This window comes from Streptomyces sp. NPDC048751, assembly GCF_043198595.1.
Lineage (GTDB): Bacteria > Actinomycetota > Actinomycetes > Streptomycetales > Streptomycetaceae > Streptomyces.
Map to the genome: position 1 here is coordinate 22308 of NZ_JBICUX010000011.1, position 12064 is coordinate 34371.

Below are 12064 nucleotides of genomic sequence, written 5' to 3' on the forward strand. Positions count from 1 at the left end.
CCCCCCGTGGTCGTGGCACCACGTGGGGGTCCGTTCTGTTGTCCTGCCTCTGCGGACGCGTGGGGGTTTCTCGCGCCCCCAAAAGGCGACTACTCGACCGTGACCGACTTCGCCAGGTTCCTCGGCTTGTCGATGTCCCGGCCCAGGGCCTTCGCCGTGTGGTAGGCGAGGAGCTGGAGGGGGATGCCCATGAGGATGGGGTCGAGCTCGTCCTCGTTCTTGGGGACGAGGATCGTGTGGTCGGCCTTGGGCTGGTCCTGGTGGGCGACGGCGAGGATCTGGCCGCTGCGTGCCTTGATCTCCTCCAGGGCCGCGCGGTTCTTCTCCAGCAGGTCGTCGTCGGGGACGATCGCGACCGTCGGCAGGGCCGGCTCGATGAGGGCCAGCGGGCCGTGCTTGAGCTCGGAGGCCGGGTAGGCCTCGGCGTGGATGTAGGAGACCTCCTTGAGCTTCAGGGAGGCCTCACGCGCCACCGGGTAGCCCCGGACGCGGCCGATGAAGAGCATCGAGCGGGCGTCGGCGTACTGCTCCGCCAGCTTCTGGACCTCCTCCTCCTGCTGGAGGATCTCGGAGATCTGGCCGGGCAGCTTGCGCAGACCCTCGATGATCCGCTTGCCGTCACGGACCGAGAGGTCACGGGTGCGGCCCAGGTGCAGGGCGAGCAGTGCGAAGGCGACCGTGGTGTTGGTGAAGCACTTGGTGGACACCACGCAGACCTCGGGACCGGCGTGCACGTAGATGCCGCCGTCGGCCTCGCGGGCGATCGCCGAGCCGACGACGTTCACCACGCCGAGGACCCGCGCGCCCTTGCGCTTCAGCTCCTGGACGGCGGCGAGGACGTCGTACGTCTCACCGGACTGGGAGACGGCGATGTACAGGGTGTCGGGGTCGACGACCGCGTTGCGGTAGCGGAACTCGGAGGCCGGCTCGGCGTCCGCGGGGATGCGGGCGAGCTCCTCGATCATCTGGGCGCCGATCATGCCCGCGTGGTACGAGGTGCCGCAGCCGAGGATCTTCACGCGGCGGATCTGGCGCGCCTCGCGGGCGTCCAGGTTGAGGCCGCCGAGGTGCACGGTGGAGAAGCGGTCGTCGATGCGGCCGCGCAGCACGCGGTCCACGGCGTCGGCCTGCTCGAAGATCTCCTTGTGCATGTACGTGTCGTGGCCGCCCATGTCGTAGGAGGCGGCCTCCCACTCGACGGTGGTGGGCTCGGCGGTCGTACGGGTGCCCTCGGTGGTGTACGTACGGAAGTCGTCGGCCTTGAGGGTGGCCATCTCGCCGTCGTCCAGCGTGACTATCTGCCGGGTGTGGGCGACCAGCGCGGCGATGTCCGAGGCGACGAACATCTCCTTCTCGCCGATGCCGAGGACGACCGGGGAGCCGTTGCGGGCCACCACGATCCGGTCCGGGAAGTCGGCGTGCATGACGGCGATGCCGTACGTGCCCTCGACGACCCGCAGGGTCTCGCGGACCTTGTCCTCGAGCTTCTCGGCCTGGGCGCGGGCGATGAGGTGGGTGAGGACCTCGGTGTCGGTCTCCGAGAGGAACTCGACGCCGTCCGCCTCCAGCTTCCTGCGCAGGTCGGAGGCGTTGTCGATGATGCCGTTGTGGACGACGGCGACCTTGCCCTCGGCGTCCAGGTGCGGGTGGGCGTTCACGTCGGACGGGGCGCCGTGGGTGGCCCAGCGGGTGTGGGCGATGCCGGTGGTGCCCTTGAAGCGCGCCGGGACCTTGGCCTCCAGGTCACGGACCCGGCCCTTGGCCTTGACCATCTTCAGGCGGCCGTTGGCCGGGGTGTTGACGACGACGCCCGCGGAGTCGTAGCCGCGGTACTCCAGCCGCTGCAGCCCCTCGAGGAGCAGCGGGGCGACGTCACGCTTCCCGATGTATCCGACAATTCCGCACATATATAGGTGTCCCCAAGCTCTCGTTCACCCGTAGACGATGCGTCGCAGTTGCCTGAGCGTGAGCTCGGGCGGCGCCACCGCTCGGTATTTCAGGTCCGCCTCGATCCGGTCGAAGATCGTCGCGTTGACCAGGCCCTGGGCCTGGAGCTCGCGGTGGCGGCGACGGACGTATTCCTCGGTCGTCTCGTCGAAGTAGGCGAGCACGTCCTGAATCACCCGCAGCGCCTCGCCCCGGTTCAGGGGCGTGGAACGCGTCAGATGATCAACAAGTTCGTCGTGCACCCGCTAGATCTTGAGGCACCGAAGCCGGTTACGCAAGAATCCTGCCCGATTTCGGGCAGACGTCTGTTGGGGATCTTTGGGGGAACGTTGAATCTGATATGAGGACCTGTTCGTCGGCCGTCCATCCGGCGTCCTGTGATTCGTCGCCGGAGGGGACGAGTTTCAGACGCCATGGACACTCCTCGCATGGGCGTACCCGAGCAGCTCGCCGAGCGCATGAGCATGGCCGAGCAGCACGAGTACCTGCGCAGCAGATTCTCCCGACGCACGATGATCCGCGGTGGCGCGGTCACCCTGGGCGCCGTCGCCGGTGGCGCGTTCGTACCGGGTGCCACGGCCCAGGCCGCCGTCCCGACGCGGACCACCCCGAGCACCGAGACGGTCGACGGCTCCCTCGTCGCCCCCTTCGGCCGCCACCTCGCCTACGGCAACGACCCGCGCACGGAGATCACCGTCTCCTGGCAGGTCCCGGTCGCGGTGCAGAAGCCCTTCATCCGGATCGGCGCCCACCCCTGGGACCTCTCCCGCAAGATCGAAGCCGAGGTGCGCACGCTGTTCACCCCGGCCGGGGTCGGCGCGAGCGGCAACCACACCCAGTACTACCTGCACGCCAAGCTCACCCACCTCAAGCCCGGCAAGACGTACTACTACGGCGTCGGCCACGCCGGCTTCGACCCGGCCGCCCCGCACCTGCTGGGCACGCTGGGCACCTTCACCACCGCCCCCGCCCACAAGGCGCCGTTCACCTTCACGGCCTTCGGCGACGAGGGCGTCAGCTACCACGGCCTGGCCAACAACAGCCTGCTGCTCGGCCAGAACCCGGCCTTCCACCTGCACGCCGGCGACATCGCCTACGCCGACCCGTCCGGCTCGGGCAAGACCTCCGACACCGGTTTCGACTCGCGGATCTGGGACCAGTTCCTCGCCCAGACCGAGTCCGTCGCCAAGTCCGTCCCGTGGATGCCGGCCTACGGCAACCACGACATGGAGGCCTGGTACTCGCCCAACGGCTACGGCGGCGAGGAGGCCCGCTGGACCCTCCCGGACAACGGCCCCGACGCCAAGAACCTCCCGGGTGTCTACTCCTTCGTCTACGGCAACACGGCGGTCATCTCGCTCGACGCCAACGACATCTCCTTCGAGATCCCGGCCAACCTCGGCATCTCGGGCGGCACCCAGACCAAGTGGCTGGAAGCCCAGCTGAAGAAGTTCCGCGCGTCCAAGGACGTCGACTTCGTCGTGATCTTCTTCCACCACTGCGCCTTCTGCACCTCCACCGCGCACGCCTCGGAGGGGGGCGTGCGCCAGGAGTGGGTGCCGCTGTTCGAGAAGTACACGGTCGACCTGGTGATCAACGGTCACAACCACCAGTACGAGCGCACCGACGTCATCAAGGGGGGCGCGGTCGCCAAGAAGCTCCCGATCGGCGGTACGGCGTACCCCGAGAAGGACGGCGTGGTGTACGTGACGGCGGGCGCGGCCGGCCGCAGCCTGTACTCCTTCACCGCCCCGCTCTCCTACGAGGGCCATGAGAACGAGGTCGAGTCCGTGGCCTCCTTCATCAACACCAAGGACGGCAAGCAGAACGAGACGGTCGCCTGGTCGCGCGTGCGCTACCTCGACTACTCCTTCCTGCGCGTCGACGTCTGCCCGGCGCCCCGGGGCCGCACCACCACCCTGACGGTGCGCGGCATCGCCGAGAGCGGCGAGCAGGTCGACCACTTCACGGTGGCCCGCACGGCCAAGTAGCGGCAGGTGCGCCCGGAAGGCGGGGCGCACCCACGGCAGGCGGTCCTCACCCGCACTACATGCGCTTGAGGACCGCCTGTTTGGCCATGGTGAACTCCTCTTCGGTGAGCACACCCTCGCGGCGCAGCTCACCCAGCTCGCGCAGCCGCCGCAGCAGCGTGTCGTGGTCGTCCCCGGCAGCAGGCTGCCGCGGGACGGACGCGGGCTCCTCCCTCCGTACGTCCGAGGCGCCCGCGCCGGCCGGGTGCGGGAGGCGGGCCTGGACGGCGGCCGCGACCAGGGCCATCAGCGGGTCCTTCTTGAAACCCCACAGGTCCACGGAGTTGGGGTCGTACTTGGGCGGGGCCTTGGTGGACGCGTTGCGCACGGTGAAGCGCAGCCAGCCGTTCTCCAGGCCGGCCGCCGGATGCCACTCCACGGCCTCGATGTCGGCGACGGCGAGCGTACGGGCGCCTGCGGCGGCCTTGGCGTCCTCCGTCTTCCAGTTCCACTCCAGCCGTACGTGCTCACCGTCGAAGCTCGCGGTGCCGTCCCCGGCGGACACCGACAGGGGCACCGACGGGCCCGGCAGCAGGTACGCGGTGACCGGGTCCGACGGCACCTCGTCGAGCAGCAGCGCGTTGCGCACCTCGTCCACGACGTACTCGGCGACGCCGTAGCGGTCGGACTCGACGACCAACTGGTACGGATCGTGCGGCTCGGTGAGCCTGCCGCCGGTCGCCTGCAGCAGCGGATCGGCGCCGTCCCGCAGCCGCAGCCTCAACCGCCCGTCCCGCTTCCCCTGCTCGAACGACACGCCCGCCAACGCCCCTAAGGGGACGACCAGTTCGCCCAGTGTCCTGCGTAACAGACTCACGTTCTTGTCCCGGCCGGGCGTCAGCCGCAGCGCGTCGCCGTCGAAGGCCCACGTGCCGTCCTTCTGGATGATTTCCGCCATGCGGGGATTCTTCCAAAAAAGCTGACGGGCACCCCGGAGGACCGTACTCCGGGGTGCCCGTCCGACTGTGGGGAGTCACAGGCCCGCTATGGGGTTCTCCAGGTCGCCGACGAGCTGGAGGGCGCCCGACGGGTCCGCGAGGTCGACCATCTGCTTGTTGTTGCGGAGCTGCAGGCGGTTGAGGCAGGACAGGGCGAACTCGGGGGCGAACATGTCGTACTGGCGGAACCTGTCGGCGAGTTCGGGTGCCGAGGCCTGGTACTCGCGGGTGACCTCGGCGACCGTGCGCCAGAAGTCGTCCTCCTCCAGGATCCCCTCGGTGGCGAGGTTCGCGGCGAGGAAGCGGAAGAAGCAGTCGAAGACGTCGGTGAAGATCGACAGGAGCTTCTTGTCCTCGGGGACCTCGACCCGGATCCGCCGCACCTCGGGCGGCAGCACCGCGTCCGGGTCCATGACCGCGATCTCCTCGGCGATGTCCTTGTAGATCGCGCGCCGCACGACCCCGTCCTCCAGGACGAGGATCACGTTCTCGCCGTGCGGCATGAAGACCAGGTCGTAGGCGTAGAAGCTGTGCAGCAGCGGGGTGTAGTACGCCCGCAGATAGTGCCGCAGCCACTCCCTCGGCGTCAGCCCCGACCGCTCGATCAGCGCGCCCGCGAAGGAGGCGCCCTCGTGGTCGACGTGGACCAGGGAGGCCATGGTGGCCAGGGACTCGCCGTCCCGGAGGGAGGGGGCCGGGCTCTCCCGCCACAGGGCGGCGAGCATCTTGCGGTACGGCGAGTAGCGGTCCGTCGCCTGCTCGTACTCCAGGTGCCGGTAGCCCACCGCCGCCCGCTCCCGGATGATCGACAGGCCCGTCGACTTCAGCACCGGGTCGCCCTCGATGAGCTGCGCCAGCCAGTCGTTGATCGCCGGGGTCGCCTCCATGTACGCGGCCGACAGGCCGCGCATGAAGCCCATGTTGAGGACGGACAGGGCCGTCTTCACGTAGTGCTTCTCGGGGTGCGAGGAGTTGAAGAACGTCCGGATGGACTGCTGCGCCAGGTACTCGTCGTCGCCCTCGCCCAGGCAGACCAGGTGCCGGCGGGCGACCTCGGCGGCGAAGGTGACGGTGAGCTTGTTCCACCACTGCCAGGGGTGGACGGGGATGAGGAGGTAGTTGGCGGGGTCGAGGCCCTGGTCGGTGAGCTGCTTCCCGAACCGCTCGACCGTCTCCGCGCCCAGCTCCTCGCGCACGAAGGACTCGTACTCGATCCCCACCCCCGCCGTGAAGGCCGCCCGCGAGCGGTGCGCGGCCAGCCACACCAGCCGGACCGGGCTCGCGGTCTCCGGGGCGTACGACAGGTACTCGTGGATGCCGAAGCCGAGCCGCCCGTTGTTGGCGACGAAGCAGGGGTGGCCCTCGGTCATGCCGGTCTCGATGGCCTGGAAGCCGCTCTTCGCGAGCTCCGCCGACGGGATCTGCGGTTTGGTGAGCTTGTAGCAGGTGCCGGAGAGGGTGGAGGAGATCTCCTCCAGGTAGACCGGCAGGATGTCGTCGCTCAGGCCCAGGGTCTTCTTCAGCTCGATGAAGAAGTCCAGTGCGGCGAGGGGGAGTTCGGCGCCGTCGCGGGTGCGGGTGATCGAGTCGGCGTCCACCTGCCAGTGGTCGAGGGCGCGGCGGGCGGCGGTGAAGCGGTAGGCCGTCAGACCGTCGTCGCTGCGCACGACGTACCGGTCGCCGTCCTGCTCGGGGGCGATCAGCCGCTCGTGGGCGAACTCGGCGAGAGCCTTGCGGACGAGGAGGCGGTTGGCCTTCTCCCAGCGCTCGGGGGAGAGGTGGGCCACGGTGTCGGTGAGGGTCACGCGGTCACTCCCGTCGCCGCGACGAACTGTTCCCGCGTGCAGAAACTCAGCAACGCCTTCTTCTCCGGCTTCTGGATCTCGCGCTCCGGCACGAATCCGACGGCTTCGTTCAGGGTGTGGACGGCCTTGTTGGACACGTCCGGCTCGACGACCACACGCGCGGTCGCCGGGTCGTCGAAGAGGTGCGCCATCACGGCGGTGATCACGGCCCGGGTGAAGCCGTGCACGGGCCGGTCGGTGGGCGCGACCAGGAAGTGCATGCCGACGTCGCCGGGCCGCGGCTCGTACAGGCCGACCAGCTCGCGGTGGGCGGGGTCGTAGTGCTCCATCAGGAAGGCCGGTTCGCCGTCGTGCAGGCCCAGCAGCGCGTGGTGGTGCTCGTCGGCGGCGATCTCCATGTACGCCCGCTCGACGTCCTCCAGCCCGGCGTCCTGCATCATCCAGAAGGCCGCCTTGGGATGGGTGACCCAGCCGTGCAGCAGTTCGGCGTCCTTGACGGGATCGAGGGGACGGAACGAGAGGTTCATACCGCGAACTCCTGGAAGGCGATGGTCTTCTCGACCGGGTAGTACTCCGTGCCGAGCAGCTCACGGATGATGTACGCGTTCCGGTACGCGCCCATGCCCAGGTCGGGGCTGGTGATGCTGTGGGTGTGGACACCCGCGTTCTGCAGGAAGATCCCGCGCCCCGTGACGTCGATGGCGTAGTTGCGGGCGATGTCGTGCCGGCCCTGGGAGTCGTAGCGCAGCCGGTCGCGGACGGGGGCCAGGAACTCGGGCTCGGCGTACCGGTAGCCGGTGGCGAGGACCAGGCCCTGCGAGGAGAGCTCGTAGTCCTTCTCCTGCTCCTCCTGGCGCAGGGACAGGGTGTACGTGCCGTTCTCGTACGTCACCCCGTTGAGCGAGGAGTTGGTCAGCAGACGCGTGGGCACCGGGCCGCCGAGGTTCTTCTGGTAGAGCAGGTCGAAGATCTCGTTGATCAGATCCCCGTCGATGCCCTTGAACAGGCCCTTCTGCTCGGTGGTGAGGCGGTGGCGGGTCCGCTCGGGCAGCGCGTGGAAGTAGTCGATGTACTCCGGGGAGGTCATCTCCAGCGTGAGCTTGGTGTACTCCAGCGGGAAGAAGCGCGGGGACCGCGTGACCCAGTTCAGCCGGTAGCCGTGGACGTCGATCTCGCTGAGCAGGTCGTAGTAGATCTCGGCGGCGGACTGACCGCTGCCGACCAGCGTGATCGACTCCTTGCGCTGGAGTTCCGCTCTGTGCTCCAGGTAGCGGGAGTTGTGGATGAAGTCGCCGCCCAGGCCCTGGCAGGCCTCGGGAACGTACGGCGGGGTGCCGGTGCCGAGGACCAGGTGGCGGGCGCGGAACTCCTCACCGGCCGCCGTCCGCACGGCGTACAGCCCGTCCCCGTCGTCGTACGTCACCTCCGTGACCGTCGTGGAGAAGCGGACGCTGCTCAGCTGGTTCGCGGCCCAGCGGCAGTAGTCGTCGTACTCCACGCGCAGCGGGTAGAAGTTCTCGCGGATGTAGAACGAGTACAGCCGGCCCTTCTCCTTCAGGTAGTTCAGGAAGGAGTACGGCGAGGTCGGGTCGGCGAGGGTGACCAGGTCCGACATGAACGGGGTCTGGAGGTGGGCGCCGTCGAGGAACATCCCCGCGTGCCACTCGAAGTCGGGCTTCGACTCCAGGAAGACGCCGTTGAGTTCGGCGATGGGCTCGGTCAGGCAGGCCAGGCCGAGGTTGAAGGGCCCGAGCCCGATCCCCACGAAGTCATAGGCGGCGTTCGTGGCTTCAGGAAGCGCGGTCAAGGGACTCTCCCAGGTACTGCTCGGCGTGGCCGGCGATCAGATCGAGGACGGCGGCGATGTCGTCGGCCGTCGTCTCGGGGTTGAGCAGGGTGAACTTCAGGTAGTGGCGGCCGTCGACCTTGGTGCCCGCGACGACCGCGTCACCGGAGGCGAACAGGGCCTTGCGGGCGTGGAGGTTGGCGCGGTCGATCTCGGCGGGGTCGGTGACGGCGGCCGGGATGTAGCGGAAGACGAGGGTGGACAGCGACGGCTCGACGACCACGTCGAAGCGCGGGTCGGCGGCCAGCAGCCGCCAGCCCTCCACCGCGAGGTCGCACACCTCGTCGAAGAGCTGCCCGATGCCGTCGGCGCCCATCACGCGCAGCGTCATCCACAGTTTGAGGGCGTCGAAGCGGCGGGTGGTCTGCAGGGACTTGTCCACCTGATTGGGGATACGTTCCTGCACCATGCGGCGCGGGTTCAGGTACTCGGCGTGGTAGGTCGCGTGCCGCAGCGTGGCCGCGTCCCGCACCAGCACGGCGGACGAACTCACCGGCTGGAAGAAGGACTTGTGGTAGTCGACGGTGACCGAGTCGGCGCGCTCGATGCCGTCGATGCGGCCGCGGTACTTCAGGGAGGCGAGCAGTCCGCAGCCGTAGGCGGCGTCGACGTGCATCCAGGCGCCGAACTGCTCGCACAGCTCGGCGATCTCGGGCAGCGGGTCGATGGAGCCGAAGTCGGTGGTGCCGGCGGTGGCGACGACGGCCATGGGGATCAGGCCGTCCTTCGCGCAGCGCTCCAGCTCGTGGGCGAGTGCGACGGTCTGCATGCGCTTGTCGTGGTCGACGGGGATCGACACGACGGAGTCCTGGCCCAGGCCGAGCAGTTTCGCGGACTTCTTCACGCTGAAGTGGCTGACCTCGGAGGCGAAGACGCGCAGTTCGGCGAGCGAGTCCGTCTTGCTCTCCTCGCGGGCGAGCAGCAGCGCCTGGAGGTTGGACTGGGTGCCGCCGGAGGTGAACACGCCGTCGGCGGCCGGGCCGAGGCCGATGCGCTCGGCGGTCCAGTCGATGAGCTTGCGCTCGATGAGGGTGCCGCCGGCCGACTGGTCCCAGGTGTCGAGGGAGGAGTTGACGGCGGACAGGACCGCCTCGCCGAGCACGGCCGGGATGACGACCGGGCAGTTCAAGTGGGCGAGGTAGCGGGGGTGGTGGAAGTAGATCGCGTCGCGGAGGTAGACCTCCTCCAACTCGTCCAGGACGGCCGCGGTGTCGTGCAGCGGCCGGTCCAGGTCGATCCGCTCGATGCGGGGAGCGAGAGCGTCGACCGTGACGCCGGTGAACGGACGGTCGGTGGCGGCGAGTTTGGCGGCCACCCGCTCTACTCCTTCGGTCACGGAGCGGCGGTACTGCTCCGCGGTCGTGTCATTGAGCAGGTGCGAGCGCATGTGGGGAGTCCTCCGGTGGGGGAGCGGAACTTAGGTTAGCCTAACCTAAGTTCCATTCATGTGTCACTCCTGCACCCTCAGCTGTTCCTCGGTCAGGCCCTGCCGCCAGTACCCGACGAACGTGACCCGCCGCCGGTCGACCCCGCGCTCCCCGACGAAGTGCCGGCGCAGCGCCTTCACACAGCCGGACTCGCCCGCGATCCAGACGTACGGGTGCTCGGCGGGCGGGAGTTGGGCGTCGCGGAGCGCGGCGAGGGCCATGGGGGATCCCTCGCCGCGGGTCTCGTCCTCGATCAGCCAGGTGATCTCCGCGTCCGCCTCGGTCGGCAGGTCCTGGATGTCCCCGGCGTCGTGCACCTCCAGCCAGGCGCGCACGCGCTGCCCGGCGGGGAGGGATTCGAGGATCGCCGATATCGCGGGCAAGGCGGAGGTGTCACCCCAGAGAACCACCAGATCGGTGTCCTGCGGGGGGCGGAAGCGGATGGCCCGGTTGTCGGCGATGGCGGGCCCGAGCAGCACGACCCGGTCCCCGGCGCTCGCTTGCGCGGCCCACCGCGAGGCGGGGCCGGCCGGGGTGTGCAGCACGAAGTCGATGTCGATCTCGTCGGGATCGTGCCGCAGCGCACGCAGCGTGTACGACCGCATCACGGCCCGCACGTCGTCCGGCAGCTCCCGCCACGCCTGCCACCACCCGTCCCCCAACTCGTACGGCACGGCCGGCTCGCTCTGCCCGGGGTGCGGCAGGAAGAGAGACAGCGACTGGTCACGCCCGTCGGAGAGGAAGTACTGAAGGTCATCCCCACCGAAGGTCACCCGAACAAGAGACGGCCCGAGCTGCCGAGTCCGAACAACTTGCAGGGAGAAGAACCGGAAAGGAGCGGCTACGGCGGTAGTCATGGGGGACTCCTGAAACGTGGGGAACTCTAGCTACCCAGGGGCGCGGGGCTGTATCGATTTGCGGCTCCGCCGCGTGGGCGCGACCAGCCACAACGGACCCGCAGCCAACCAAACTGCTCAGCTGACCTTCTTCGCCTTCTCCAAGGCCTCCGCAAGGCCGGTGAGAAGCGGCACACACTTGTCGTAAGACAGAATCGGCTCGGGATTACGCGCGATGACCTGCCCCGCCTTCACCGCAGGCAACTTCTTCCACGTCGCCTCCGTGATGTCAGCGGGCTGAATCGCCGACGTCCGGTTGTCCATCATGATGATGTCCGCCCCGTACTTGTCGACGTTCTCCCAGCTCAGCGACTCGAACCAGCCGCCACCCTGCTTCTTCGCGGACTCCGGCGGCTCCACGAAGTTCACGCCGAGCGCCTTGAAGTACTCCAGGTCGATGGAGAGGTTGGTCCCGGAGACGTAGAACAGCTCCTGGCTCGCCGACCCCGCGAGGACCTTGATGTCGGGCTTGGCCTTGGTCGCGGCCCGCAGCCGTGCGGCCGCGTCCTCGAACCGCTTCTTCGCGTCCGTCACCTTGGCGGACGTCACGTCCGCGCCAAGGGACTTGGCGAGCTCCAGCATGCGCTGCAGCGGCTCGGTCAGCTGGCGGTCGTAGACGGAGATGCCGATGCTCGGCGCGCCCACGGCCTCGATCTTCTTCTTCGACTCCTCCGGCACGTACCAGAGCGTGCCCGCGTCGTCGAACATCGTGGAGACGAGGAGGTCGGGTGCGAGGCCGGCGTACTTCTCGACGTTGAACTCGCCCCAGACGTTGCCGAGGATCTCCACCTTGCTGATGTCCATGTCGCCGGCCTGGACGTCGGCCTTGCCGGACGTCGTCTTCGTCGGGCCGAAGACGCCCTTGACCTGGACGCCGTAGTCGTACAGCGCGGCGGCGACGCCCGTGAACGCGACGATGCTCGACGGGGTCTTGTCGGCCTTCACGGTCTGGCCGCGGTCGTCCTTGAAGGAGAAGGGGCCGGACTTCGCGGCCGCCGCCCCGCCCTTGTCCGCGTCGCCGCTGTTCTTGTCGTCGTCACCACAGGCGGCGAGCACGGCACCGAGGCCGACGGCACCGCCCGCGGCGAGGATGCCGCGACGAGTGAGGTGGGTGGCACGGGCGTTGGGCATGGGTAGGACTGCTTTCGAACGGGGCGGAGCACCCGCCGGGACAA

At 68.8% G+C, this 12064-nt stretch carries 10 protein-coding genes; 1 reads left to right on the plus strand and 9 read right to left on the minus strand.

Annotated features, from left to right (window positions below):
* Positions 1–89: 89 nt before the first annotated feature.
* The gene (gene glmS / locus ACGFNV_RS31130) at positions 90–1907 is read right to left on the minus strand and encodes a glutamine--fructose-6-phosphate transaminase (isomerizing) (RefSeq protein WP_393626945.1); all 1818 of its coding nucleotides are present in this window, start codon (positions 1905–1907) and stop codon (positions 90–92) included.
* A gap of 24 nt (positions 1908–1931) precedes the next feature.
* A complete protein-coding gene (locus tag ACGFNV_RS31135) occupies positions 1932–2189 on the minus strand; it encodes a hypothetical protein (RefSeq protein WP_352184416.1) in 258 nt (85 codons plus the stop codon).
* Positions 2190–2375: 186 nt separating this feature from the next.
* Between ACGFNV_RS31135 and ACGFNV_RS31140 the strand changes: the two genes are divergently transcribed.
* Positions 2376–3938 carry a fibronectin type III domain-containing protein gene (locus ACGFNV_RS31140; protein ID WP_393626948.1) on the plus strand — a complete coding sequence of 521 codons (1563 nt, stop codon included), beginning with the start codon at positions 2376–2378 and terminating at the stop codon, positions 3936–3938.
* 55 nt (positions 3939–3993) lie between these two features.
* On the opposite strand, the gene ACGFNV_RS31145 is transcribed toward ACGFNV_RS31140, so the two are convergent.
* The 7 genes from ACGFNV_RS31145 to ACGFNV_RS31175 form a co-directional block, all read right to left on the minus strand.
* A complete protein-coding gene (locus tag ACGFNV_RS31145; RefSeq protein WP_393626950.1) occupies positions 3994–4875 on the minus strand; it encodes a DUF4429 domain-containing protein in 882 nt (293 codons plus the stop codon).
* A gap of 75 nt (positions 4876–4950) precedes the next feature.
* The gene (locus ACGFNV_RS31150) at positions 4951–6720 is read right to left on the minus strand and encodes an IucA/IucC family protein (protein ID WP_393626951.1); all 1770 of its coding nucleotides are present in this window, start codon (positions 6718–6720) and stop codon (positions 4951–4953) included.
* Complete coding sequence (locus tag ACGFNV_RS31155; RefSeq protein ID WP_393626953.1) at positions 6717–7247, minus strand: GNAT family N-acetyltransferase; 531 nt, start codon at positions 7245–7247, stop codon at positions 6717–6719. The genes ACGFNV_RS31150 and ACGFNV_RS31155 overlap by 4 nt, the downstream gene beginning before the upstream one ends.
* Complete coding sequence (locus tag ACGFNV_RS31160) at positions 7244–8527, minus strand: lysine N(6)-hydroxylase/L-ornithine N(5)-oxygenase family protein (RefSeq protein ID WP_393626955.1); 1284 nt, start codon at positions 8525–8527, stop codon at positions 7244–7246. Before ACGFNV_RS31160 ends, ACGFNV_RS31155 begins: the two co-directional genes overlap by 4 nt.
* Positions 8511–9953: a lysine decarboxylase DesA gene (gene desA / locus ACGFNV_RS31165; RefSeq protein WP_393626957.1), complete on the minus strand. Its 1443-nt coding sequence runs from the start codon at positions 9951–9953 to the stop codon at positions 8511–8513. The genes ACGFNV_RS31160 and desA overlap by 17 nt, the downstream gene beginning before the upstream one ends.
* 63 nt (positions 9954–10016) lie before the next feature.
* Positions 10017–10850, minus strand: coding sequence for a siderophore-interacting protein (locus ACGFNV_RS31170; RefSeq protein ID WP_393626959.1), 834 nt, complete (start codon positions 10848–10850; stop codon positions 10017–10019).
* A 117-nt stretch (positions 10851–10967) separates the two neighbouring features.
* Positions 10968–12020, minus strand: coding sequence for an ABC transporter substrate-binding protein (locus ACGFNV_RS31175; RefSeq protein WP_393626961.1), 1053 nt, complete (start codon positions 12018–12020; stop codon positions 10968–10970).
* Positions 12021–12064: the final 44 nt, after the last annotated feature.

Coding starts and splice junctions, on each gene's coding strand:
- ACGFNV_RS31170 (WP_393626959.1), bottom strand. CDS start 10,850: ATGACTACCGCCGTAGCCGCTCCTTTCCGGTTCTTCTCCCTGCAAGTT.
- ACGFNV_RS31145 (WP_393626950.1), bottom strand. CDS start 4,875: ATGGCGGAAATCATCCAGAAGGACGGCACGTGGGCCTTCGACGGCGAC.
- desA (WP_393626957.1), bottom strand. CDS start 9,953: ATGCGCTCGCACCTGCTCAATGACACGACCGCGGAGCAGTACCGCCGC.
- ACGFNV_RS31155 (WP_393626953.1), bottom strand. CDS start 7,247: ATGAACCTCTCGTTCCGTCCCCTCGATCCCGTCAAGGACGCCGAACTG.
- glmS (WP_393626945.1), bottom strand. CDS start 1,907: ATGTGCGGAATTGTCGGATACATCGGGAAGCGTGACGTCGCCCCGCTG.
- ACGFNV_RS31175 (WP_393626961.1), bottom strand. CDS start 12,020: ATGCCCAACGCCCGTGCCACCCACCTCACTCGTCGCGGCATCCTCGCC.
- ACGFNV_RS31140 (WP_393626948.1), top strand. CDS start 2,376: ATGGGCGTACCCGAGCAGCTCGCCGAGCGCATGAGCATGGCCGAGCAG.